Annotated in this window: 21 protein-coding genes; 6 read left to right on the forward strand and 15 right to left on the reverse strand. The window is 71.2% G+C overall.

The window, feature by feature from the left end:
• Window positions 1-2: 2 nt before the first annotated feature.
• Genes KIP79_RS27330 through KIP79_RS27340 form a run of 3 tightly spaced genes read right to left on the reverse strand, consistent with a single transcriptional unit; the run spans window position 3 to window position 2,177 of the window.
• Window positions 3-497 (reverse strand): nucleoside deaminase, encoded by a 495-nt coding sequence (locus tag KIP79_RS27330; RefSeq protein WP_214107789.1) that lies wholly within the window; start codon window positions 495-497, stop codon window positions 3-5.
• 46 nt (window positions 498-543) lie between these two features.
• Window positions 544-1,776 carry an RNA polymerase sigma factor gene (locus tag KIP79_RS27335; RefSeq protein WP_214107790.1) on the reverse strand — a complete coding sequence of 411 codons (1,233 nt, stop codon included), beginning with the start codon at window positions 1,774-1,776 and terminating at the stop codon, window positions 544-546.
• Window positions 1,773-2,177, reverse strand: a complete 405-nt coding sequence (locus tag KIP79_RS27340; protein ID WP_214107791.1) for a YciI family protein — start codon at window positions 2,175-2,177, stop codon at window positions 1,773-1,775. The genes KIP79_RS27335 and KIP79_RS27340 overlap by 4 nt, the downstream gene beginning before the upstream one ends.
• Window positions 2,178-2,413: 236 nt before the next feature.
• Between KIP79_RS27340 and KIP79_RS27345 the strand changes: the two genes are divergently transcribed.
• From KIP79_RS27345 to KIP79_RS27360, 4 genes are all read left to right on the forward strand, one after another.
• Complete coding sequence (locus tag KIP79_RS27345; protein WP_214107792.1) at window positions 2,414-3,538, forward strand: AAA family ATPase; 1,125 nt, start codon at window positions 2,414-2,416, stop codon at window positions 3,536-3,538.
• The gene (locus tag KIP79_RS27350) at window positions 3,535-4,203 is read left to right on the forward strand and encodes a DUF4276 family protein (RefSeq protein WP_214107793.1); all 669 of its coding nucleotides are present in this window, start codon (window positions 3,535-3,537) and stop codon (window positions 4,201-4,203) included. Before KIP79_RS27345 ends, KIP79_RS27350 begins: the two co-directional genes overlap by 4 nt.
• A gap of 231 nt (window positions 4,204-4,434) precedes the next feature.
• Window positions 4,435-5,598: a pyridoxal phosphate-dependent aminotransferase gene (locus KIP79_RS27355; protein WP_214107794.1), complete on the forward strand. Its 1,164-nt coding sequence runs from the start codon at window positions 4,435-4,437 to the stop codon at window positions 5,596-5,598.
• Window positions 5,599-5,630: 32 nt separating this feature from the next.
• Window positions 5,631-6,068, forward strand: a complete 438-nt coding sequence (locus KIP79_RS27360; protein WP_214107795.1) for a protein-tyrosine phosphatase family protein — start codon at window positions 5,631-5,633, stop codon at window positions 6,066-6,068.
• Here the strand turns inward: KIP79_RS27360 and KIP79_RS49670 are convergent.
• The 7 genes from KIP79_RS49670 to KIP79_RS47420 form a co-directional block, all read right to left on the reverse strand.
• Window positions 6,058-7,512 carry a serine/threonine-protein kinase gene (locus KIP79_RS49670; protein WP_214107796.1) on the reverse strand — a complete coding sequence of 485 codons (1,455 nt, stop codon included), beginning with the start codon at window positions 7,510-7,512 and terminating at the stop codon, window positions 6,058-6,060. The two genes, KIP79_RS27360 and KIP79_RS49670, sit on opposite strands and share 11 nt — an antisense overlap.
• 70 nt (window positions 7,513-7,582) lie before the next feature.
• Complete coding sequence (locus KIP79_RS27370) at window positions 7,583-8,188, reverse strand: carboxymuconolactone decarboxylase family protein (RefSeq protein ID WP_308169918.1); 606 nt, start codon at window positions 8,186-8,188, stop codon at window positions 7,583-7,585.
• 60 nt (window positions 8,189-8,248) lie between these two features.
• Window positions 8,249-10,042 carry an AfsR/SARP family transcriptional regulator gene (locus KIP79_RS27375; RefSeq protein WP_214107797.1) on the reverse strand — a complete coding sequence of 598 codons (1,794 nt, stop codon included), beginning with the start codon at window positions 10,040-10,042 and terminating at the stop codon, window positions 8,249-8,251.
• Window positions 10,043-10,161: 119 nt separating this feature from the next.
• Complete coding sequence (locus KIP79_RS27380) at window positions 10,162-11,475, reverse strand: hypothetical protein (RefSeq protein ID WP_308169919.1); 1,314 nt, start codon at window positions 11,473-11,475, stop codon at window positions 10,162-10,164.
• Between the two features lie 10 nt (window positions 11,476-11,485).
• Window positions 11,486-11,839: a cupredoxin domain-containing protein gene (locus tag KIP79_RS27385; protein WP_214107798.1), complete on the reverse strand. Its 354-nt coding sequence runs from the start codon at window positions 11,837-11,839 to the stop codon at window positions 11,486-11,488.
• On the reverse strand, window positions 11,836-12,594 hold the full coding sequence (locus tag KIP79_RS27390; protein WP_214107799.1) for a copper resistance CopC family protein: 759 nt from the start codon (window positions 12,592-12,594) through the stop codon (window positions 11,836-11,838). Before KIP79_RS27390 ends, KIP79_RS27385 begins: the two co-directional genes overlap by 4 nt.
• Window positions 12,595-12,812: 218 nt before the next feature.
• On the reverse strand, window positions 12,813-13,004 hold the full coding sequence (locus KIP79_RS47420) for a glyoxalase superfamily protein (RefSeq protein ID WP_308169920.1): 192 nt from the start codon (window positions 13,002-13,004) through the stop codon (window positions 12,813-12,815).
• A gap of 397 nt (window positions 13,005-13,401) precedes the next feature.
• Here KIP79_RS47420 and KIP79_RS27395 point away from each other — a divergent pair, with 397 nt between their 5' ends.
• A complete protein-coding gene (locus KIP79_RS27395) occupies window positions 13,402-14,220 on the forward strand; it encodes an SAM-dependent methyltransferase (protein WP_214107800.1) in 819 nt (272 codons plus the stop codon).
• Window positions 14,221-14,271: 51 nt separating this feature from the next.
• Here the strand turns inward: KIP79_RS27395 and KIP79_RS27400 are convergent, their stop codons facing one another.
• Window positions 14,272-15,546 carry a glycosyl hydrolase gene (locus KIP79_RS27400; protein WP_214107801.1) on the reverse strand — a complete coding sequence of 425 codons (1,275 nt, stop codon included), beginning with the start codon at window positions 15,544-15,546 and terminating at the stop codon, window positions 14,272-14,274.
• A gap of 114 nt (window positions 15,547-15,660) precedes the next feature.
• A complete protein-coding gene (locus KIP79_RS27405; protein WP_214107802.1) occupies window positions 15,661-16,356 on the reverse strand; it encodes a GntR family transcriptional regulator in 696 nt (231 codons plus the stop codon).
• A 444-nt stretch (window positions 16,357-16,800) separates the two neighbouring features.
• On the opposite strand from KIP79_RS27405, the gene KIP79_RS27410 reads away from it, so the two are divergent.
• Window positions 16,801-17,244 (forward strand): ATP-binding protein, encoded by a 444-nt coding sequence (locus KIP79_RS27410; protein WP_250213918.1) that lies wholly within the window; start codon window positions 16,801-16,803, stop codon window positions 17,242-17,244.
• On the opposite strand, the gene KIP79_RS27415 is transcribed toward KIP79_RS27410, so the two are convergent.
• From KIP79_RS27415 to KIP79_RS27425, 3 genes are read right to left on the reverse strand one after another with little or no spacing between them, the layout of a single operon-like run.
• Window positions 17,231-19,144 carry a prolyl oligopeptidase family serine peptidase gene (locus KIP79_RS27415; protein ID WP_214107803.1) on the reverse strand — a complete coding sequence of 638 codons (1,914 nt, stop codon included), beginning with the start codon at window positions 19,142-19,144 and terminating at the stop codon, window positions 17,231-17,233. The genes KIP79_RS27410 and KIP79_RS27415 overlap by 14 nt on opposite strands.
• A complete protein-coding gene (locus KIP79_RS27420) occupies window positions 19,141-20,778 on the reverse strand; it encodes an ATP-binding cassette domain-containing protein (RefSeq protein WP_308169921.1) in 1,638 nt (545 codons plus the stop codon). Before KIP79_RS27420 ends, KIP79_RS27415 begins: the two co-directional genes overlap by 4 nt.
• Window positions 20,775-22,391 carry an ATP-binding cassette domain-containing protein gene (locus tag KIP79_RS27425; protein WP_250213919.1) on the reverse strand — a complete coding sequence of 539 codons (1,617 nt, stop codon included), beginning with the start codon at window positions 22,389-22,391 and terminating at the stop codon, window positions 20,775-20,777. The genes KIP79_RS27420 and KIP79_RS27425 overlap by 4 nt, the downstream gene beginning before the upstream one ends.
• Window positions 22,392-22,434 lie beyond the last annotated feature (43 nt).

Raw genomic sequence — 22,434 nt, forward strand, 5'->3', positions numbered from 1 at the left:
GGTCAGCGTGTCGATCGGTGTTCGGTGAAGTGGCGGTGATGGAGGGCGCGGATCTGGTCGGTGAGTTCGGGGACCGGGCCTTCGACGCGGACGCGTGGGGCGATCTGCTGGATGGGGAGCGGGTTGACCGGGGCCGGTGCGGCGCCGAGTTCGGTCAGCCATTCCACCAGTTGGGCGGAGGAGGCGACGTAGACGATACGGTTGAGGCCGACCCAGCCGTGGGCGGCGGCGCACATGGGGCAGTGCTCGCCGGAGGTGTAGACGGTGGCGGCGGCCCGTTCCGCCGGGGTGAGGTGGGCCGCGGCCCAGCGGGCCAGGGCGAATTCCGGGTGGAGGGTCTGGTCGCGACCGGTGGTCTCCCGGTTGTGGTCCTCGGCGAGGACGGCGCCGTCGCCGCCGACGAGCACCGAGCCGAAGGGCTCGTCGCCACCCGCGAGTGCCTGTCCGGCCAGTTCGACGCAGCGCCGGAGGTGCGTGAGATCAGTTTCGTTCCACATGGCGCCCCCACCGTGCCACACGGGGACGGCCGATGGCGAGCCGCGTTCAGGGCCGGGCGGCCAGTTGGGCGGCCCTGCTGGTGAGGTAGTCGCGTTCGGGGATGTTGGTGGTCCGGCCGGCGGCCGTGCGGTAGTCCTCGATCGCGCCCGCCACGTCCCCGGCCATCTCCCGCAGGTGGGCCCTGGCCGTGTGGTAGCGGTGGTGGCCGTGCAGGCGGTCGTCGAGTTCCTTGAGCTGGTCTAGGCCGGTGGCGGGGCCGTGGGCCATGGCGGCGGCCACCGCGCGGTTGAGTGCCACCATCGGGTTGTCGGACATGCGTTGCAGCAGGCCGTACAGGGCGAGGATCTGCGGCCAGTCGGTCTGCTCGGCGGTCGGGGCCTCGTCGTGCAGGGCCGCGACCGCGGCCTGCAGCTGGTACGGCCCGACGGCGCCCTTGGCCAGGGTGGTGGTGACGAGGGCGACGCCTTCGGCGATGGCGGCGGCGTCCCAGCGGCTACGGTCCTGCTCGGCGAGCGGGATCGGGACGCCGCGCGGGCCGGTTCTGGCCTCCCGGCGGGCGTCGGTGAGCAGCATCAACGCGAGCAGCCCGGCGACCTCGCAGTCGCCGGGAAGCAGCGCGTGCAGCATCCGGGTCAGCCGGATGGCCTCCCTGGCCAGGTCCGCGCGGTGCAGGTCGGGGCCGGCGCTGCTCGCGTACCCCTCGTTGAAGGTCAGGTAGAGCACGTGCAGGACCGAGCTCAGCCGCTGGGCCCTGTCCTGCGGGGCCGGCATGCGGAAGGGCACGCCGGAGGCCTTGATGCGCTGCTTGGCGCGGCTGATGCGCTGGGCCATGGTGGCCTCGGGCACCAGGAAGGCTTTGGCGATCTCGGCCGTGGTCAGGCCGCCGACCGAGCGCAGCGTGAGCGCGATCGCCGAAGCCGGGGTGAGCGCGGGGTGGCAGCAGAGGAAGAGCATGACCAGCGTGTCGTCCTGCTCGGCGGCCAGCGCGTCGTCGGCCGGGGGCGCGGCGGGCGGCTGCTCGGCGGCCACCCGTTCCTCCCGCCGCCGCCGGGCCTGCTCGTTCCGCATCAGCTCGGTCATCCGGCGCACCGCCACCTGGATCAGCCAGCCGCGCGGATTATCCGGAAGGCCCTGCTCCGGCCACTGGGCCGCCGCGTCCAGCAGCGCTTCCTGGACCGCGTCCTCGGCGGTGTCGAAGTCGCCCGTACGGCGGGTGAGCACGCCGACGACCTGCGGCGCGAGTTCGCGCAGCAGGTCGTCGATGGCGGGAGTGCTCACAGTTCCTCGGGGGCGCCGCTCATCACCTGACGCACCTGGATCGGCATGTTCAGCGGCCGCCCACCCGGCCCGGGCGCGGCCGACACGGACGCGGCGAACTCGAGGACCCGCTCCTCGCTCTCCACGTCCACGATCCAGTACCCGACCAGGAACTCCTTGGTCTCCGGGAACGGCCCGTCGGTGATCACCGGCACGCCGCCCTCCCCCGCCCGGACGATCTTCGCCTGCTCCGGCATGGCCAGCCCCTGCGCCTCCACGAACTCCCCGGAGGCGACCAGCTTCTCGTTGGTGGTGTGCATGAACTCGATGTGCGCCCGCACCTCTTCGGGCGCCCAGGTGGTGATCGGCGGAAACTCCTCCGCCGCCGCCGCCGCAAACTGCATCAACACCATGTACTTCATCTCCGGCTCCCTCCGGCCCCGCGCCCTTCCCGGACGCTCTCACCCGTAGGTAGAAGCACGCCTCCCTGTTCTCTACATGCTCCCGAGAACTCGTCCAAAAAAATATCGCGCCCGACCGGGCCCTGGCCGGGCCGCGCGCACCGACCGCAGTCAGGGAGTGCGGCCGGCGCGAAGCGGCTCACCCACGTACTCCCTGACGAAGGCCCACGTGATCGTGGAAGCCTTACCCTAGGGGGATGACGCGCAAGGTCCGGAGCATCGGCGTGGAGGGATACACCTCCATCCGGAAGGCCGATGTTCAACTGGGGGACGTCACGGTGCTGATCGGAGCCAACGGCGCGGGCAAGAGCAACTTCATCGCGGCGGTGGAACTCCTGGGCAGAATCGTCGACCGTGAGCTGGGTCTGGAGGTCGGGCTCCGGGGGGGCGCGCAATCCTTGCTGCATGCCGGGGCCAAGGGAACAAGCAGCATCGTTCTCCAGATTCAGGCCGCCACCAACAATGATTTGACGAATGGCTATGCGGCGGTGCTGGTTCCCGCAGCGGACGACAGGTTGATCTTCGAAGCCGAACAAATATCTTTTCAGGCCCCCAAACATCAGCATCCATGGACCGCCATGCTGGGGAGCGGCCATGCAGAATCCCTGTTGCACAAGACCCAGGGTGACGCCAAGAAGGTGGCCAGGCACGTTATCGACATCCTGGAAGGGTGCAGGGTCTTCCATTTCCAGGACACCAGCAGGAACGCTCCGGTAAAACAACTGGGCTACGCCTCGGGTCAGGATAGGCTCCGGCCGGACGCGGGGAACCTGGCCGCGTTTCTCCTATATCTGCGCGAGAATCACCCGCACCACTATGAGCAGATCAGACGAACCGTCCAGGGCATGGCCCCGTTCTTCCGGGATTTCGTCCTGGCCGAGAACGCCACCGGCCGGATCAGCCTACGCTGGAGCCAGCAGAACGTGGACGCGGTGTTTCCCGCGGAGGCACTCTCGGACGGAACACTCCGCTACATCTGCCTGACCACGTTGCTCCTGCAACCCAATCCCCCGGCCTTGCTCGCCCTGGATGAGCCTGAGCTCGGGCTGCACCCATTCGCCATCGTGCAACTGGCCGAGATGATCAGATCCGCCGCCACCCGCTGCCAGGTCGTCATCGCCACCCAGTCCGTAACCCTGCTCAACCAGTTCGAGCTAAACGATGTCGTGATCGCCGAGCGCGAAGAGGGGGCAACGGTGCTGCGCAGGCCCGACCACGATCATCTACAGGAGTGGCTGGACCACTACTCGTTGGCCGACCTGTGGGAGAAGAACGTGCTGGGCGGCCGCCCCACGCCGGAACGGAACATTCATCCGAGGTGACCTACACGCGAATCGTCTGCGTTCTGGTCGAGGGCCAGACCGAGGAGGTCATCGTCCGTGACGTGATTCAGCCAGAGATCGGCGGCGGTATATGGCTGCAGCCGGTCATCTTGAAAACATCGCGTCCGGCCGGCAAAGTCCCTGGCCGGGGTGGCGTTTCCCTATGGAAGAAGATCGAGAATGATCTGAAACTCCTCCTCCGCAATCCGGCATTCGATCTTGTCACCACACTCATTGACTATTATGCGTTGCCCGGCGATACTCCCGGCATGGCAACCCGCCCGTCCGGGTCACCATATGATCGCGTACGCCATGTCGAAGCGGCCATTCACGAGGCAATGGGCCGTAATCCCCGACTACTTCCCCATCTGGCACTACATGAGACCGAGGCCTGGGTGCTGGCCGCGGCCGAACGACTCGCCACCCTTACCGACGTGCCGGAACTCGCGAAAGAACTCGCCGCCGTGGTCGCAGCCGCCGGCGGACCCGAGCTGGTTAACGACGGAATTTCGACTGCGCCGTCCAAGCGGATAATCAAACTGTATCCCGCCTATCGAAAGACGGTGGACGGGCCGCTGGCCATAGCTGATCATGGCCTCAGCGCCATTCGCCAGGTTTGTCCCCATATGGATAAGTGGCTCACGCGAATCTTGGAAGTGGGGTAGGCGCTGACGAAGTTGAGTCGAACCCATGGTGCTTCCCGCGCGTACCCCTAGGCAACCGGCGGAGAGCACAGGGAGAAGGCGGGCGCGGTGGCTGGGGTTAAGGATCTTGTGTTGTCGCGCGGTGGGGCGCACAGTCCGTCGTTGTTCGCGGTTCGGCGGGGGGTCGCGGGCGGGCGTGAGGATCTGGTGGACTTCTGTATTCCGTGCAATCCGTACTTTCCGACAGGGGAGATGTTCGAGGGGCTGCAGCGGAATCTGGTGGATCTGCTGAAGTACTATCCGAGCGACGCGGAGACGGTGACCAGGGAGTTGTGCGCGACACTGGGGCTCAACCCGGCGACCGTGGCGATGGGGAACGGGTCGACGGAGCTGATCACCTGGATCGATCATCTGCTGGTGCGGGAGAGCCTGGCGGTGCCGGTGCCGACGTTCGGGCGGTGGACGGACCAGCCGCTGGAGACCGGGAAGCGGGTGGACATGTATCCGTTGCTGGAGACCCAGGGGTTCCGGCTGGATGTGGAGAGTTACATCCGGTTCATCAGGGATCGCGGGTCGAAGGTGGCGGTGATCTGTAATCCGAACAACCCGGATGGGGGGTACCTCGCGCGGCACGAGGTGATCCGGATGCTGGATCGGCTCACCGATCTCGATCTGGTGGTGGTGGACGAGTCGTTCATCGAGTTCGTGGACGCGGAGCCGTACGCGAGCGTGGCGGACCAGGCGGCCATCCGGCCGAACGTGATCGTGCTCAAGAGTCTCGGGAAGAACTTTGGGCTGCACGGCATCCGGTTCGGCTACATGGTTGCGAATCCCGCCATAGCCGGAAAAATCCGGAAGGCGCTGCCCAAGTGGAACCTCAACTCGTTCGCGGAAATTGTCGTGTTCATGTTGAAGGAGTACACGCAGGAGTACCAGCACAGCCTGCGACTGCTGGCGCACGACCGGGAGACCATGATCCGCCAGCTCAGGTCGCTGACCGGCCTGACCGTCTACCCGTCCCAGGGGAACTTCATCCTGGTCAAGCTGCCCCCGGGCAAGGACGGCGTGGAACTCTGCGACTACCTGCTGCGGGAGCACGGCGTCTACGCCAGGGAGTGCGGCAACAAGCTGGGCACCACCAGCCAGTTCGTCCGACTGGTGGTCCGCCCCCATGCCGATGTACAGCGCCTGCTGATCGGCCTGTACAACTACATCTGCGCCCCGGCCATGGCATCGGCCAGGTCGTCCGCGGTGTCCTCAGCCGGGTCCACGCCGGCCTTACCGCAGGCCAGAGCCGAGGTGGTCACCTCCACCCGGCCGCCGGGTCCCCGGCACGGGCGGCGCCGCCCTGACCTGCAGCCGGTACGGACCGGAGAGGTCCCGATCTACCACCTGCCGGGCGGACATGTGGCCTGACACCACCTTGATCCGACTGCCAGGATGAGGGGATGTCGCTCCAGAACGCGATAGTCCTCCCGGATGGCGCCCAGATCCGCGGCCGGGGCCTGCGCCACCCCCTCCCGGCCGGGGATCTCCCGGAACGCGGCCTCTACCTGGGCAGCGCCCGCCTGCGGCAACAGCACGACCCCACCCTGGACTGGGACCACGAGTGGCTCGACTGGCCCGACTTCCGGCTCCCCCGCGACCCTGACCAGGCCGTCCGCGCCATCGGCGACCTCCACCGCCGGGCCAGGCAGGGCCACCGCGTCGAGGTCGCCTGCGGAGGCGGCGTCGGCAGGACCGGGACGGTGCTGGCCTGTCTGGCGGTGCTGGCCGGGGTCCCGGCAGCGGACGCGGTCGGCTGGGTCAGGGCCAACTACCACCCACGGGCCGTCGAGACACCCTGGCAGCGACGGTGGGTGACGCGTTTCCCGCTCAGAACGTGATCTGTACCAAATTATCGGCGAGCAGCACCGCGGCGGGGGTGACGTTCTCGGTGACGTCGAACACCAGGGTTCCGTAGATCGGATCCCCCGGCTCCAGCCAGTCGGGCACCGAGTCGGACAGCTCGCTGGGGCCGTGTTCGAGGCCGTCGGCGTCCACCAGCGCGGCGCCGCTCTCGCCGACCTCCGTACCCTCCTCGCCGGTGTTCTGCAGCGCCCATTTGACCAGGCAGAACTTGCCCTGGGTGGTGTCGGTGTCGTTGAAGTTGGTGTAGCTGCAGTCGGGAGGCTCGGTCACCTGTACCTGGAGCGACGAACCCGCGATCTCCGCCCATTCGCCGACGCCGACCGCAGTCCCGGAGGATTCCGCGGGCGTCTCCTCGGAGCTCTGCGCGGTCTCGGCCGACTCCGAAGGCGTGGGGGCCGACCCGCCGCCGCCACGGGGAACCATCACCAGCACGCCGGCGGTGACCCCCACCGCCAGCACCGCCAGCACCGCCGCGAGAATCCACCGCCGAGGACGGGATGGGGCCGGCCGGGGAACATCGGCCAGTTCGGTCGATGCGGCGTCTTCGGCGGGCAGCACCGCCGTCGGCGAGCGCTCCGGTGTGATCACCGTCGTGGCGGCGCCCCCGCCCACCAGCGCGAGCATCAGATCCTGGGCGCCGGGCCGCTGGGCGGGATCGCGCGAGGTGGCCCGCCGGACCAGATCGTCCAGCGGGGCGGGCAGGTCGCCCAGGTCAGGGGAGCCGCTGAGCACCCGGGCCGCCATCAGCCCGGCGTCCCCCATCCCGTACGGATGCCGCCCGTTCCCGGCGTAGGCCACCAGGCAGCCCCAGGCGAAGATGTCCGTCCACGGCCCCAGCTCACCCCCGCTGACCTGCTCGGGAGCCCACCACCCCGGGCTGCCGACGACTTCCCCGGCCTGGGTCGGCCCCTGCGTGGCGTCCAGGGCCCGCGCGATCCCGAAGTCGATCACGCGCGGCCCCGACATGGACAGGATCACGTTGGCCGGTTTGAGGTCCCGGTGCACCAGACCGGCCACGTGAATGGCGGCGAGCGCGGTCGCCACCCCGATGGCCACGCCGTGCAGTTGCCCGGGCTCCAGCGCCCCGTGCCGGCTGATCTGCTCCGACAGCGGCGTGCCCGCGATGTACTCGGTCACCATGTACGGCCGGCCGTCCGCCGTGGTCCCGTCCTCCAGCACCTGGGCGGTGCAGAACGACGCGACCCGGCGGGCGTTGCCGACCTCGGCGTGGAACCGGGCGGCGAAGCTCCCGGAGGCGTACCCGCTCCGGATGACCTTGATGGCGACCAGCCGTCCCTCGGCGGAGGAGCCCAGGTACACGGTGCCCATGCCGCCCTCACCGAGCCGCCCCAGCAGGCGATAGGGCCCGAGCTCAGGTGGATCTTCCGGCTGAAGGGGAATCGTGCCGGTTGGCTGCATTTGGGAGACCTCTCACGTGACCTCCCCATTTACTACACCCCAACACCTCAGCCGGGGAAGGAAAAGCCGGTCAGCGCGCGGCGTCCTCGTCCGCGAAGGGACGGCCGTAGGTGACCGCGTCCAGCACCACCCGCGGCGCGTACGTCCGGTACTCCGAGTCGGGCGGCACCCCGAGCGCGTCGTTGACCGTGGCGAACGCGATGCGCAGCGCCACGAAGACGGTGATCGCGAAGATCTTGTCGTCGTCGATGCCCGCGTCCCTGAGCACCCGCACGTCTTCCGGGCCGGTCCCGTTGGGGTCCCGGGCGACCTTGCGCGCCCACCCGGCCATCGCCCGCTCGGCCTCGGTCAGTCCGGTGTCCTCGCCGCGCAGCACGCCGGACGCGGTCCGCTCGTCGGCGACGTCGGCGAGCTTGCGGCCCCAGGAGAGCGAGCAGTAGGAGTCGCCGAACGCCGAGGCGCAGGCGGCCACCAGGATGGCCCGCAACCTGGCGTCCAGCCCGTGCGGCGAGCTGGCCTGCCGCATCAGCGAGAACAGCCCCTTCATCGTGGCCGGCTGGTAGGCCCACAGGCGGGAGACGTTCATCACGAACCCGAGATCCTCGACGTCCTCGTCGAAGATGCGCCGGGCGTCGGCGTCGGCGTCGGGCAGTTCCAGAAATCCGATGGTGCTCACATGGTGCCTTTCTTGCGGGTCTTGCGGGTCTTGCAGGGTCTTGCTGACATCGAAGCCGGATCAGTGGAGCAGCGCGGCCAGCGCGGGATTGTCGATGTCGGAGCCGAGCAGCCGGGCCGCCCCGAGCGCGGTCGGATCGCCCAGCCGCCAGCGGTGCAGGTGGGCCCGGACGACCAGCTCCCGCATGTCGCACCGGGCGGCCAGCGCGGCCAGCGACGCCACCGTCGACCTGGCCCGCTCGTGGTCGCCGTGGGCCAGCGCGGTGCCGACGGCCGCGTCCAGCGCGTACGCGTGCACCCACTGGTACCGGTCGGGCACCCGGACGCACCGGGTAGCCGCCTCCCCCTGCCACCTGGCGGCGGCCAGGTAGTCACCCCTGGCGGAGTTGAGCAGGCCGAGCCCGCGGGCGGCCATGCCCTCCCAGCACGGGTCGTGCAGCTGGCAGCCCAGCTCCCAGGCCTGCTCGAAGCCGTCGGTGGCGGCGTCCAGGTCCCCTGCCATCAGGTCCAGCTCGGCCCTGAGCACCTGCGGCCAGGGCAGGAACACCATCCAGCGCTGCTCGTACACCAGCTCAAGGGACCGGGTCAGCGCGGCGGCGGCCTGGCTCCGCTCGGACCTGAGCAGATGGGCCCGGCCCACCATGGACAGCGCCCAGGACTGCTGGCGGGCGTCGCCGCACCGCCCGGCGCGCTCCACCGACTCCTCCAGGTAGCCGAAGGCGGCCGGATAGTCGCCCTGGTCGGAGGCGTTCTGCCCGCGGATGGCGAGCAGCGCGGCCAGCTCGCTGTCGGTCTCGGCCAGGTCATGGGCCTTGGCCAGCCAGACGTCGGCGGTCTTCCGCCGCCCGGCCTGCACCTCCACGAACCCGAGCTCGCGGTGCGCGGTGACCGCGGTCGCCCGGTCGCCGGTCCTGGTGGCCAGCTGGATGGCCTCGTGCAGGGCCACGACGCCCTCCTCGTCCCGGCCCCTGGCGGCGTGCACCAGCGCGGTGCCCAGGGCGATCAGGGCCCGCCCCTGGAGCGCGGCGTCCCGGCAGCGGGCCGCCTCCGACACGGCCCGCCGCAGGCACTGCAGGCCGGCGTCCACCGCCCCCGCCACGATCGCGGCCCGGCCGGCGTCCAGCTGGCTGGAGGCGGCGGCCCGGCCGCTGAGCGGCGGCGCCATCGGGTTGTCCGGCCCCACGTTCGCCGCCTCGCGCAGCGCCGGGGACGCCGCCACGCCGAGCTCGCGGCGGAGGATGTCCTCGCAGACCGCGATCTGGCGGAGCGCCGCCGTCCGGTCGCCCGTCGTGGCCAGGCTCCGGACCAGCAGCTCGTGGTTGCCCTCCTCCAGCGGGTTGCGGGCCACCGCGCGGGCGGCGTACGCCACCGCCTCGGCCGCCCGGCCGACGGCCAGCAGCGTGACGGCGGTCTGCCGCAGCCGGGCCTCGATCTGGGCCGACATCCGGTGCCGCTCCACCAGCAGCCAGGACTCGAACTCCAGGCTGGAGCTCAGGTGCACCCCTTCGAGCAGGTCCCCCCGCACCTCAAGGAGCGCCTCGGGGCCGGCGTGGTCCTGGCCGATCTGCTGGACGTCGACGGTCACGTCGTCGCCCAGCGCGGTGACGATGGGGTCGCCGCCGAGCACGTCGCGCTTGCCGAGCGCGCGCCGGAGCTCGGCGAGCGTCCAGCGCAGCGCCCCGAGCGGGTCGTCCGCGTCGCCGAAGAGCAGTTCGGCCAGGTGCCGCCTGCTCGGCGCGCGCTCGGCCAGCAGGAGATAGCTGAGCAGCGCCCAGGCTTTGCGGCCACGTGGTGAGCGGACCGGCTGGCCATCCCGTTCGATGACCGGCGGCCCGAGCAACCGGATGGTCAACATCGGGCTCAATTCTCCTCCAGCGGTGGTCACTCCCGGAATACGGAAACCGGTAATGCCGGCACCCTCACCTTGCCGGTCGCTCGTGTGAATGAGCGTGTGCGCCGGAGGGACCCCTGAGGTCAGGCCGCGAACAGCAGGAACAGCCCCAGCACCGTGTAGATCACCATGAGGGTGAGCAGCGGGACCTGGCCGGCCACGGCGGTCCGGTGCGGGAAGAGGGTGAGCGCGCGGTCGTGGGCCAGCGCGGTGCCCAGGATGTGGCCGAGCACGATGACGGTGACCTGGAGCATGGCGATGGCGGCCGGGGTGGCGCCGAGGCTCTGCAGGGTCCAGTCCGCGGTGCCCAGCCAGTTGGCGCCGGTGTCCAGCGGGTCGGAGAGCCGGGCCAGGGTGCGCTGGCCCTCGAAGAGGAAGAGCGTGAAGTAGTGCGCGACCAGGTAGCCGACCGCGATCGGGACCAGGGAGTGGGCCAGCTCGATCGCGACGGTCCGGGGGGAGACCTGGCCGAGCCGGGCCGCCCAGGTGGTGGCGACCAGGAAGATGGCGGCGACCAGGGCGATCACCACGATCAGGCCGAGCGTGCCGAGCAGCGGCGCGGGCAGGCCGCTCTCCTGGACGACGCGCACCCAGACGGGGGCGTTGGAGACGCTGTCGTACATGGTGGAGCCGAGCAGCACGATGATCAGCGCGGGCAGACCGGGCGCGTGCGGGAGCCCGGCCATGCCGTCCAGCGGGTTGCGGAAGGCGAACCGCCCGTCCTGGCGGACGATCGGGGCCATGCTGCCGACCACCGTGCTGTACGCCTCGAAGGTGTCCCCCCGGTCGAACCAGCCGGATCCGTAGACGGCGGCCCCGGTCAGCATGGCCACGGCGTACAGGGCCAGCCACAGCGAGATGACCGGCAGGGTGGCGCGTTCTGGGGCGACCAGCTCCAGCCAGACGAAGGCGAACAGACCGGCCGCGGCCGGCCAGTAGCCCACCCCGGCGGGGAGCGGCCGCCACCCGCGGGCCGGGTCACGGCGGAGCAGCGCGCAGGCGGCCTGGTGCAGGGTGCGGAGCGGGTTGAGGTGCCGCCAGACCGGTCCGAAGACCAGGGAGAGCGGCACCATGCCCACCCAGAACAGCACGTAGAAGACCCCGGCCGTGGGGTTCTCCGGGGTGTCGGGGCCGAACAGCAGGCCGACGCAGAAGTACCCGGCCGCGATCAGCCCGGCCAGCTGGAGCGGCCAGGCCGGGCGGCGCAGGTACGCGGCGACGCCCGCCAGCCGGGGTTCCCGCCAGAGGTAGCCGAGCGCGGCGAAGGAAACGAGCAGGGCGACGACCGCGCCCGCGAGGGCCGCGGCGAACGGGATCGGCAGGTCCTGACGTCCGCCGACCCCGTGCGCGAGCAGCATGCCTGTCGACGGGAAACCCGTCCCGGCCGTCCAGATCACGCCTTTCTCGTCAATCCTGGACCGCGAGCTGGAGCAGCTGCAGCCCCGATTCGTGGGTCTCCACCTCGAACAGCCCGTCCTGGTCGGCCACGAAATCGATCGTGGCGGGGGCGCCCGGCGCCAGGGCGGCGCTCTTGTCGTAGCCGTGCACGTGCGCCTCGTCGGCCACGTCACTGGTCACGGTGATCTTGACCTGCTGCCCCTTGGCCACCTCGACCCGCCCCGGCGGCGGGGTCACCGTACGGTTGGCGATGGTCACCGTGATCTCCTTGGCCGGGCCCGAGTACGTGGTGGCCTCGCTGGAGGCGCCACAGGCCGTCAGGAGGAGGGCGGCACCGGCCAGCAGCGCGGCGAAAAGCTTCATTTACGGGCTCCAGAGGGTGATTTCCTGGCGGAGGTGGATTTCTTTGCTGGGGTCTTCTTCGTGGCGGGAGGCTGCTTGGCCGGGCGGCGGGCGGTGCCGACCAGCAGGCCGACGACCCCGACCACGAGCACGGCCGGGATCAGCCAGACCACGATGCCGCCGCCGGACTCCGCGGCCGCGGCGGGCGCCGGGGAGAACATCGAGCTCGGCACGGGCATCTGGGGTCCCTGCACCGGAGCGTTGTACGGGTCCGTGGACGTCTGGCCGGGCTCCACGAGCAGGGCGGGGTCCGGCGCGTCGCTCGGCGGCTCCCAGTCGCTCGGGGGCTTGGTCATGGCGCCGGTGTAGTTGAACTTGAGCTCGCCCTTGACCAGCTCGCCGTCGGAGGCGCGGGAGACGTACTGGACGGTGTAGGTGCCCTGCTCGGGCCAGTGGGCCACCGGGACCTGGGCGGGGAACCCGGTCTCGTAGAGCCGGGGCTCCCACTTACCGTCGATCAGGAAGAGTTCGCGGACCGGCTCGTCCAGCCGTTTCGGCTCGCCGTGCGACCACTGCCGGTCCACTCGCCGGCCGCTCGGGCTGGTCACGGCGAAGAAGGCGTTGGACGCGGGTTGCTCGGTGAAGTACAGGAGCAGCTGCTCCCGGGGCTTGTCGACGGTGCTGTCCTTGGCCGGGTCCGACAGGGCCAGCTGCCCGTGCGCCGCCGCCGGTGGCGCGGCCACGCCCAGGGTCACCAGGCCAAGCGCGATCGCCATGAGGAAAGCCGAGAACCGCAGCCGACATGTGCGCACCGAAGCCGATCCCTTCGACTCATACGCGTGCGCCGACCACGCCAACCAACGGTTACGTCATCTCCCCCGTGACGTGCCACTGCCCCGGAGGAACCATCGCCCACACCCTACCAACCAGGCCACGAACCCGACAGATCAGGATTTAGGTGATGCTCGACAGCCCCTGACGAGGCCCCGGCGGCCTAGCTGCACCGAACCCGGGGGCGTGTCCACAATTCCCACGCCGACCCCGGCGAGGTCCGTTGTACGACCCGAAAGTTTTCGCCGAAGCGCTGGTCCGGATCGACGGTGAAACCAAGCTTCTCCGCGTAGAACTCTTTGGCCCGATCCACGTCCGCGACCGGAATCGGAATCAACTCGAGTTTCATCTGCATTAACCAGTGTCCCGCTTTCTTAGCTTTCCCTTAAATAACTGGCGAACGCGGAGGCAGATCCGACCTCTCCCGTCGGACAGAGCACTACGATGCCCCCGCCCACCGCGACAGAGGCCCTATGGCTGCGGAACCCAGTGGCCACAGGTAGCCGTCCGACTACTATCGATCATGAAGTCAGCTCGGGCGACTCCTCCGATCTTTGCCGGGCATACGAAGGTGGCGCGTCGTGCCCCAACGGGCGCGGCGATCTGACAGGATGGCGCCGACAGGTCGTGGCTTTGCAGTCGGCGTCCTCACATGGGAGAAGTCGCGGTTGTGCGTCGGGGATGTTTATTTTTATTCACCGGGATACCCAATAGGCTCTCGTTGGCTTCGGCGGATGTAGAGGGAGGCTGGGGTGTCTGACGAGGCTTCGGAGCTGTCGGGTATCGACGTGACAGTGCCGAACGCCGCCCGGATGTACAACTACTATCTCGGCGGCAAGGACAATTTCGCGGCCGACCGCGCGGCGGCCGAACAGGTGTTCAAGGTGGCACCCGAGACCCGCGAGCTGGCCAGGCAGAACCGGGCGTTCCTGCGTCGCGCCCTGCGGCACGTGATGGCCGAGAGCGGCGTGCGCCAGTTCCTGGACATCGGCACCGGCCTGCCCACCGAAGGCAACGTGCACGAGATCGTGCACACGCGCCACCCGCGGGCCGCGGTGGCGTACGTGGACAACGACCCGGTGGTGCTGGCGCACGCGCGGGCCATCCTCACCCGGAGCCCGAACACCGTCGCCGTCCGGGGCGACCTGCGCCGCCCGCTGGAGCTCCTGGGTGACCCGGAACTGCGCAGGCTGATCGACATGTCCCAGCCCGTGGTCGTGCTGCTGGTCTCGGTGCTGCACTTCCTCACCGAGGACGACAAACCGGGCGCGGTGATCGCCCAGCTCCGGGAGTCCATGGCGCCGGGCAGCTACCTGATCCTGTCCCACGTCACGGCGGCCGAGCGCGCGCAGAACGCCCAGCAGGGGGCGGACGTCTACCGCAACGCCAACGCCAGCATCACGCTCCGGTCCCGGCAGCAGATCGAGGAGTACTTCGACGGGTTCGACCTGCTCTCGCCCGGCCTGGTGAAGCTGTCCGAATGGCGGCCGGACGAGGACGCCATGTTCGCCACCTACCGGGGGCGGGAGCTGCCCACCTGGTTCTACTGCGGGGTGGGCCGGCTGAAGTAGTCCCTGGAAGTCCGGCCGCGGCGGCGCCCGCGGCCGGACGGTCTCCGGGGATTACCGGGCAGCGGCCTGGAAGGCCCGGCCCGCGGGGGTGGCGCTGCCGTCGCTCCGGAACAAGCCGGTGTTCGGCGTCTTGTCGCCGGACGGGAGCCCGAACCAGGCGTACCGCTGCACGTACGGCAGCGAGGCCAGCATCTGGGTGGCCGAGGTGAGGAAGGCCGCCTGCTGCGCCTCGGTCGGGTAGCGCACGCCGTTGGAGAAGTCGATCAACGCGAACTCGGTCAGCCAGATGGGCTTGCGGTACCGGTCGTACACGGCCTGGAGGTAGGACTTCAGCTGGCCGGTGGCCGCCTCCGCGCGGAAGTCACCGCCGTACCAGTGCAGGGTGATGAAGTCCACCCGGTGGCCGCGCGCGGCGGCCCCCGACATGAAGCGGTCGAGCCAGCCGCCGGCCCGGTCGCCGCCCCAGGCCACGGCGGGGCTGCCGAGGGCCTGCCCGGTGGACATGAGCTTCGGCCAGAGCGAGAGCGCGGTCTCCACGGACATGTTGGACTGCTCCTTCATATCCGGTTCGTTGAACCCCAGCAGGTACGGCCCGGCGGCCTTGGCCTGGGCCAGGTTCTGGTCGGTGACGCTCGCGGCGCCCCAGATCATCGGGACGAACTGGGTCCCGCTCGGCGTGGTGACGCCGTTGTGGTTGACCGCCCAGGTGTAGTACCAGCTCGCGCCGGAGGCGGCCAGGGCCGCGCTGACGTTGGGGGCCTGCCAGACGCCGACGCCCTTCTTGCCCACGGTGCTCGGCGTGGTGGCCGGTGTTGTGGGCGTCAGGGACGGCGTGCTCGACGCGGTCCCGTAGACCTGGAACTCCCAGAGCGAGACGCCGTACGGCGTGGCCCGCTTGGTGGTGTACAGCCGGAGGTAGCGCGCGGTGGCGGAGACGTCGATGGTCTGCACGCCGCCCCGGCCCGCCGTGGTGGTGTGGACGGTGGTCCAGTTGCCGCCCCCGTTGGACGCCTGGAGCTGGAACTGGGTGGCGTACGCCCGCTCCCAGTTGAGCACCACCCGCCTGATCGCCGTGGCCCGGCCCAGGTCCACCTGAAGCCACTGCGGGTCGCTGAACTTGCTGGACCAGCGGGTCCCGGTCTTGCCGTCGAAGGCCGCCGCCGGGGACAGGTCCGCGCGCTCGGTGGAGGAGGCGAGCGCGGGCCGGCCCTGCGAGAGCGGCGTCTCGGCGGCCAGCGCGGGCAGCGGCCCGGTCAGGGCGGCCATCGCGACCGCGAAGAGCCCGCCCAGAAACGCCCGGCGCACCCGCCGCACAGTCTCACTCATAGTCGATGAGGTCCTTGGTAGGGGATGGGGAAGCAGCGCCCCCGACCCGAAGGGAGAGGTGCGCTCCTACCACCGGAGACCTCAGCAAATGCGGCGGATAACAGAAATCCGGCTTCAGCCGATGATTTCCGCCGCAGGGGGTGAGCCGTGCCGCCGGGCGATCTCCTCGGCCCGGTCCTCGTCGCGGTCGCGGAGCGCCTGGAGCAGCCGGCGATGATCCTCGTACCAGCCGGCGGAGCCCTCGGAGGCGAGCTGGGCCACCGCCGCCTCCAGCCGGATCGAGGGGCTGAAGGCCCGGGCCTGTTCGAGCAGCCCGGCCACCACCGGGTTGGCCCCCGCCTCCTCCACGATGCCGTGGAAGCGGCGGAGCGTGACCAGCAGCCGCTGCACGGTGGCCGGGGGCAGGTCGCCGCCGGAGCGGTGGACGCGGGCCAGCACGGCCCGGTCGTGGTCGGCCTCGGCCAGCACCGCCTCCAGGCGGGCGAGTGTCTCCTCGTCGATGTGGCGGGCCGCGAACCTGGCGGTCAGCGCCTGGAGATGGATCTCCACCTCGCGGATCTCGGCCAGGGTCTCGGGCGAGAGCCGTACCACCCTGAGCGAACGCGGGCCTGTGCGTTCGACCAGGCGGTCCTGTTCCAGGCGGCGCAGGGCCTCGCGGACCGGGGTGGGGCTCACCGCCAGCCGGGTGGCCAGCCCGCGCTCAGTGATCTTCTCGCCCCAGGCCAGCTCGCCGTTGGCGATGGCCAGCCGGAGCGCCGCGTACGCCTGATCGGCGAGGGTCTCCGAGGTCAGGTGGGAGAGCGCGGTCACCCCAGTACCCCGGTTTTGCCATAGCAAATTGTCAATCTGCTACCTAACTTCACACGCCACTCCAACCGAGCGGGCGCTTGTACGACCACACGTATTCTTGACAGATCCCCAGACTCTAGTAAAGGTCAGTGCTCAACGCACCCGGAGCTCCACCCGCACATCCAGCCTAAAAGATCTTGGACTCGGCCGCCGAAGGAGGGGCCGTCCATCCCGCCATGGCAGCCCAACCAGGCCGCGAGCGATGCCCGGCCGGCATGCCCACCCTCCTTACAGCTGCCCGCAAAATCGTCAGAAACAGTAAGAAATCGTCACAGGGATCACAGTCGTCCCCAATCTTCACAGCCCTCAGTCAATGGTTCTAACAGGGAAGCCAACTCCTACCATTTCGCGACATCTCGCGACCCTCAGCCATGCGTCTTCAGATCGCGGCCAGAGGAGGGCTTTATGAACCAGTACGAAATGGGGTCCACGGCCACCATCGACAATGACCCCGTGGAGAGCATCGGCAATGTGGCGCGGCTGTCCGGCGGACGGGACCAGATCGTGAAAGCGCGGCGCATGGTCTCGGCCATGCTCGGCCGCGACCACCCCCTGCACGACGACTGCGTGCTGCTGACCAGCGAGATCGCCACCAACGCGGTGGTGCACTCCCGGTCCGGCGAGGGCGGCGAGTTCACTGTCACGGTGACCTTCCCGCACGGCCGGATCCGGGTCTGCGTGCAGGACGAGGGCTCGGCCAACCCGCCGTGCGCCGGGCACTCGGTGCCGAACGGGCAGAGCGGGCGGGGCCTGCCCCTGCTGGACGCGCTCTCCGAGCGCTGGGGGATGGTCCGAGAGGCGGGCCGAAACAAGGTGTGGTTCGAGATGGCCAGCCCTATGAGCGCGTGAGCACCGACCGTAAGAAGGCCAGCATGTCAGCGGCCAGTTCCACTGACCGGCCGGCCGAGCGAGCGCCATGGCCCACCTCGGGTTCATGGCGGAGCAGGATCGGACGCGACTCCAGGGGGCCGGAAGTCGCGAACTGCAGGGCGGCGCACATTTTCCGGGCGTGCAGCGGATCCACCCGGGTGTCGCCGCCGAAGACCGTGAACAGGGTGGCGGGATAGTCCACCCCCGCACGGACGTGGTGGTACGGGGAGTAACCCAGCAGCCAGGCCAGGGCTTCGGCGTCGTCGGCGGAGCCGTACTCGGCGCGCCAGCGCGGGCCGAGGCCGGAGCGTTCGTAGCGGGCCATGTCGAGCACGGGCGCGCTGCAGACGGCGGCGGCGAACAGGTCGGGATGCTGGGTGAGCAGGGCGCCGACCAGCAGGCCGCCGTTGGACTCCCCGCAGAGGCCGAGCCGGTCCCGCGTGGTCCAGCCCTTGGCGACCAGGGCCTTGGCGACCGCGGCGAAGTCGTCGAAGACGTTCTGCTTGCGGTCCAGCATGCCCGCCCGGTGCCAGGCTTCGCCTTCCTCACCGCCGCCGCGTACCTGGGCGAAGGCGAAGACGCCCCCGGATTCCAGCCAGGGCAGGACGTAACTGGAGTAGGTGGGGGTGAGCGGCACGCCGAAGCCGCCGTAGCCGTAGAGCACGCAGGGGCGGGGGCCGTCGCCGGGGGTGGCGAGCACCACCACGCGGACGGGGGTGCCGTCGAAGGACGGGCAGACCAGCTGGTGTGACTCGATCTCAGGGAGGTCGGCGACGCCGGGCGCGGCCTCCCAGAGGGTGGTCGCGCCGGTTCTGGCGTCGTAGCGGTAGACGCTCTCCGGGGTGACGTAGTCGGTGTAGGTGAACCAGGCTTCGTGGCCGCTGGTGGTCATGCGTCCGGTGGTGCCGTGACCGGGAAGCTTTATGGTCCCCCCTCGCTTCCCGGTCACGGGATCGTGGACGGTGATCTCACTCACCGCGTGGCGGATCCTGGTCACCAGCAGGGCGCCGTCGAGCAGGGCGAAGTCGGCCAGCACCGCCTCCAGGTCCTCGGGCACCAGGTCGGTCCACTCGCCGGGGCGGGCGGGGTCGGCGACGCAGAGCCGCCCGTGCGGGGCCTGGTGGGTGGTGGCGAGGTAGAGCCGGCCGTCGGGGCCGACGTTGGCGACCGTACGGCTGCCCGGGGGCGCCACCTGCTGCCACGCCGAGGTGGACATGTCCCCAATGCGCACGCCCTCCTGGTGGCTGGCGAGGGTCAGCCAGCGGCCGTCCGCGCTGAGCGCAAGACCGTCGGCCGCGGCGATCGGGAGGTCCTCGCCGCCCAGCCGGCGCAGACGGGCCTGCCCGTCGCGGATGTAGTAGAACCCGTCGCCGGACGGCAGCCAGGCCACCGGCGAGTGGCGGCACTCCCCGGCGGGGCCGTCCACGAGTTGCCCGGTCACGGCGTCCATGACGTAGAGCTCGCCGCGTTCCGTGCCGCGGCGGGAGAGCTGTACGGCCACCAGCGTGCCGTCCGGCGACGGGTGCCAGGCGTCGAGCACGGTGGTTCCGGCCGGGTCCAGGGCCATCGGGTCGAGGAGGGGGCGGTCGTCGGCGTACAGGACGGGATGCTCCTGGCCGGGGTCGCGGCGGACGCGGAAGCGGCGCCCGCCGCGCCAGATCGGGGGCCCGACCACGCCGGTGGCGGTCAGTTCGGCGATCCTGGCCCGGAGCCGGTCCTGTTCCGGCATCGGATGGGCGCGCCAGAGCTCCTCCTGGGCGGCCAGCCACTTCTGGGTTTCGGGGCTGTCCTGGTCCTCCAGCCACCGGTACGGATCCTCGATGCGGTGCCCGTGCCGGACCTCGACGATCGGCTGCCGCTGCGCGTACGGGTAGTTCATGAGGCATGCTCCAGGTCGGGGGTCCACCGGCCGGCCAGGTCGGCGTAGAGGGGGGAACGGCCCGGCAGGTCGGCGTGGGTGCCCAGCACGGCGGTGGCGCCGTCCATGACCAGGACGCGACCGGCCCGGCGGGCCGAGCTCAGCCGGTGGGCGATGACGATCAGCGTGCCGCCGCGCCGGGCGAAGGCGTGCTCGGCCCTGGCTTCGGCCGCCGGGTCGAGGTGGCAGGTGGCCTCGTCCAGGATGGTGAGCCTGGCCGGGGAGAGATAGGCGCGGGCCAGGGCGACCAGCTGGCGTTCCCCGGGGGTCAGCGCGTCGGCCTGGATTCCGGCCTGGTAGCCGCCGAGCCTCCGGACCAGGTCCGCCGCCCCGACCGCGTGCACGGCGGCGTCGACCCCGGCCTCGGTGGCCGCCGAAAGGTAGGTCAGGTTCTCCCAGAGGGTGCCGCGGAAGACGTACGCCTCCTGCGGGATCAGCACCCGGGCCTGGGGGTCGACCTGGTCGGCGGGCACGCCGCCCACCGTGACCCGCCCCTCCGCCGGCACGGCCAGCCCGGTGACCAGGGCCGCCAGGGTGGACTTGCCGATCCCGCTTGGCCCGACCACCGCCAGCCACTCCCCTTCGGGAACCACCAGGTCCAGGCCGTCGATCACCGGCTCCCGCCCGTACGAGAAGGTGGCCCCGCGCAGTTCCACGGTGAGATCCGGCGGCGTGACCCGGGCCGGAGCCGAGGGCCGGCGCCCGCCCGACAGGCGCTCCAACGTGACCAGCAGCCGCACCCCGCTCACCCCGAGCCCTTCGGCCAGCCCGTTCAGCGCGGGCGTCAGCGATTGCAGGATGTAGGCGAGCACACCCACCACCACCCCCGAGCTGGCGCCCAGACCCGGCCCGAAGGCCAGCACCAGCAGCACCGGCGCCCAGCCGCCCAGGCCGAGGGCGAGGGTGCGCGAGGCGGTGACCCGGGCCAGCGCGCGGGCGGCGTCCGCCTGCGTGTCGACGCGGCGGCCGACGAAGGCGGCGGCGCGCTCCTCGTCGCCGCAGGCCCTGATGTCCCGCAGGCCGCCGACCGTCAGCGCGACCGCGTCGGCTGTACGCTCGTCGGCCAGCAGGAACTCCCGCTGCCGCCGGGCCAGCGGCCGCAGCGCGAGCAGGAAGAGCGCGAGACCGGCCAGGAAGGGCGGCACCACCAGCACCAGCAGGGCGGGCAGCAGGGCGGCCAGGCCGACCACCACGCCCGCCACCGTGAACACGAAGGTGCGCAGCACCCCGAGCACGGTCGCGAAGGTGTCCCTGGCCACCTCCACCTGCATGGTCGCCGCCGCGGTGCCGATCCGCCCGGCGGCCAGCGAGTCCCGTACCGCCCCCGCCTGCAACACCTCGCGGAACGGCTCCACGATCCCGGCCAGCGCCAGCAGCGACTGCCGCGCCCCCACCGCCGCCACCGCCCACGAGAGACCCAGCACGCCGACCCAGACCAGCCCCGTCCCCGGCCGCCCTGCGCCGAACCCGTCGTCGATCGCCCCCGCCAGCGCCACCCCGATCACCCACGAGGGCGCGACTTCGGCCACCGACCACCCGGCCAGCCGCACCGCCTGGTACGGCTGACGCCGCACCGCCGCCCAGAGCACCTTCACTCGTCCGCCCCCTGGAAGACCGCCCGGTAGTCGGGGTCGCCCCAGAGGCGGGCGTGTGCGCCGTACCCGCGGACCCTGCCGCGTTCCAACCAGAGCACCCGGTCGGCGCGGGCGGCCATGGCGGCACGGTGGGTGACGATCAGCCGGGTCCGCGGGTCGGCTGCCAGGGCCGCCCCCACCTGGTGCTCGGTGACCGTGTCCAGGCTGGCGGTGGCGTCGTCCAGCACCAGCAGCCGCTCTCCGTGCGCGAACGCCCGGGCCAGGCCGATCCGCTGGCGTTCCCCGCCGGACATGGGGGCGTCGGCGAGCGGGGTGGCGTAGCCGCGGGGCAGGCGGCGGATGAAGGCGTCGGCTCCCGCCTGGCGGGCGGCCGGGCCGGAGTCGGGGCCGATGGCGTCGGCGACGGTCTCGCCGACCAGAGCAGGGCGTTCGAAAGCGAAGCCGATGGCCTGGCGCAGCGCGGCACGGGACAGCCGGTCGAGCGGCACGCCGTCCAGGCGGACCTGGCCCGCGGCGGGGTCGGCGAGGCGCCCGGCCAGCGCGGCCAGCCGGGACTTTCCCGATCCTGAGCGGCCGACCACGGCCACCGAGCTGCCGCCGGGGATCTTCAGGTCGGACACCGTGAGGCCGGGGCATCGCACGTCGTGGAAGCTCAGCGTGCCGGGCCCGGCCGGCAGCGGCCGTACGCCGTGCGGGGTCGGGCACAGGTCGAGCAGCGCGGCCAGCCGGGCGGCGGCCGAGCGGGCCCGGCCCAGCTGGGCGATGTAACCGAGCGCGGAGCCGAGCCCGGCGCCCAGCACGACATACCGGGCGGCGGCATACAGTTCCCCGGCGGTCAGGTCCCCCGCCGCCAGCCGGAGGCCGCCCACGCCGAGCACGCACACCTCCAGCAGCGGCACCACCACGGCGGCCCGCACGCCCGCCTGGGCGCGGGCCCGCCAGAGCGCCATGGCGTGCGCGCGGACCTGGGGCAGCGCGGTGAGCACCCGGCGGGTCTCCGTGGCGGCCGTCCCGGCGGCGGCGATGGTGCGCGCCCCGGCCACGGCGTCGACCAGGCGGGCGGCGATGTCGGCCTGCGCCTCCTGGTAACCGGTGGCCAGCGTGGTGGAGCTGCGGAGAAAGGCCCGGAGCACCAGGAGAATGACGGTCAGCCCGGCGACCAGTGCCGCCGCCAGCCAGGGGTCGATGAGCAGCAGCGCGACCAGGCCGCCGAGCGCGGGGATGAGCAGGGTGGCGCCGGTGATCGCGGCGTCGGGGGCGCGGGCGGCCTCCTCGGCGTTCACGCCCAGACGGGTGACCAGGTCGCCCTCCGGGACCTCCTGGGTGCTCGCGGGGCCGACGCCGAGCAGATGGTGGAGGGTGCGGTGGCGGAGCCAGGCCGCCGCGTTCGCGCCGCTCGCGGCGCCGGACCAGACGGCGAGGGTGTCGCAGAGGAGCAGCAGGGCGGCGATCGCCACCGTGGTGGTCAGCCAGGCGGGGTCGAGGGTGTCGGCGGTGCGGCCCAGCGCGTACGGGAGGGCGAGGGCGAGACAGGCGCCGAGCACCGAGGCGGCGGCGAGGACCCCGACGGCGGGGCCGCCGTGGCGGATCGTGCCGGCCAGGAGCCTGTCCATGCGCACCTCCCTCCCTGGGTGTCGGATGACGGGCCGGGCCCTG

The organism is Acrocarpospora catenulata (genome assembly GCF_018476525.1).
In the GTDB taxonomy this organism is placed as follows: Bacteria; Actinomycetota; Actinomycetes; order Streptosporangiales; family Streptosporangiaceae; genus Acrocarpospora; species Acrocarpospora catenulata.

What these genes read in the sequence shown, in the direction of transcription:
- KIP79_RS27330 (WP_214107789.1), bottom strand. Translation starts at nt 497, where the DNA reads ATGTGGAACGAAACTGATCTCACGCACCTCCGGCGCTGCGTCGAACTG.
- KIP79_RS27340 (WP_214107791.1), bottom strand. Translation starts at nt 2,177, where the DNA reads ATGAAGTACATGGTGTTGATGCAGTTTGCGGCGGCGGCGGCGGAGGAG.
- KIP79_RS27345 (WP_214107792.1), top strand. Translation starts at nt 2,414, where the DNA reads ATGACGCGCAAGGTCCGGAGCATCGGCGTGGAGGGATACACCTCCATC.
- KIP79_RS27355 (WP_214107794.1), top strand. Translation starts at nt 4,435, where the DNA reads ATGTTCGAGGGGCTGCAGCGGAATCTGGTGGATCTGCTGAAGTACTAT.
- KIP79_RS27360 (WP_214107795.1), top strand. Translation starts at nt 5,631, where the DNA reads ATGTCGCTCCAGAACGCGATAGTCCTCCCGGATGGCGCCCAGATCCGC.
- KIP79_RS49670 (WP_214107796.1), bottom strand. Translation starts at nt 7,512, where the DNA reads ATGCAGCCAACCGGCACGATTCCCCTTCAGCCGGAAGATCCACCTGAG.
- KIP79_RS27375 (WP_214107797.1), bottom strand. Translation starts at nt 10,042, where the DNA reads ATGTTGACCATCCGGTTGCTCGGGCCGCCGGTCATCGAACGGGATGGC.
- KIP79_RS27385 (WP_214107798.1), bottom strand. Translation starts at nt 11,839, where the DNA reads ATGAAGCTTTTCGCCGCGCTGCTGGCCGGTGCCGCCCTCCTCCTGACG.
- KIP79_RS27390 (WP_214107799.1), bottom strand. Translation starts at nt 12,594, where the DNA reads ATGGCGATCGCGCTTGGCCTGGTGACCCTGGGCGTGGCCGCGCCACCG.
- KIP79_RS47420 (WP_308169920.1), bottom strand. Translation starts at nt 13,004, where the DNA reads ATGCAGATGAAACTCGAGTTGATTCCGATTCCGGTCGCGGACGTGGAT.
- KIP79_RS27400 (WP_214107801.1), bottom strand. Translation starts at nt 15,546, where the DNA reads ATGAGTGAGACTGTGCGGCGGGTGCGCCGGGCGTTTCTGGGCGGGCTC.
- KIP79_RS27410 (WP_250213918.1), top strand. Translation starts at nt 16,801, where the DNA reads ATGAACCAGTACGAAATGGGGTCCACGGCCACCATCGACAATGACCCC.
- KIP79_RS27415 (WP_214107803.1), bottom strand. Translation starts at nt 19,144, where the DNA reads ATGAACTACCCGTACGCGCAGCGGCAGCCGATCGTCGAGGTCCGGCAC.
- KIP79_RS27425 (WP_250213919.1), bottom strand. Translation starts at nt 22,391, where the DNA reads ATGGACAGGCTCCTGGCCGGCACGATCCGCCACGGCGGCCCCGCCGTC.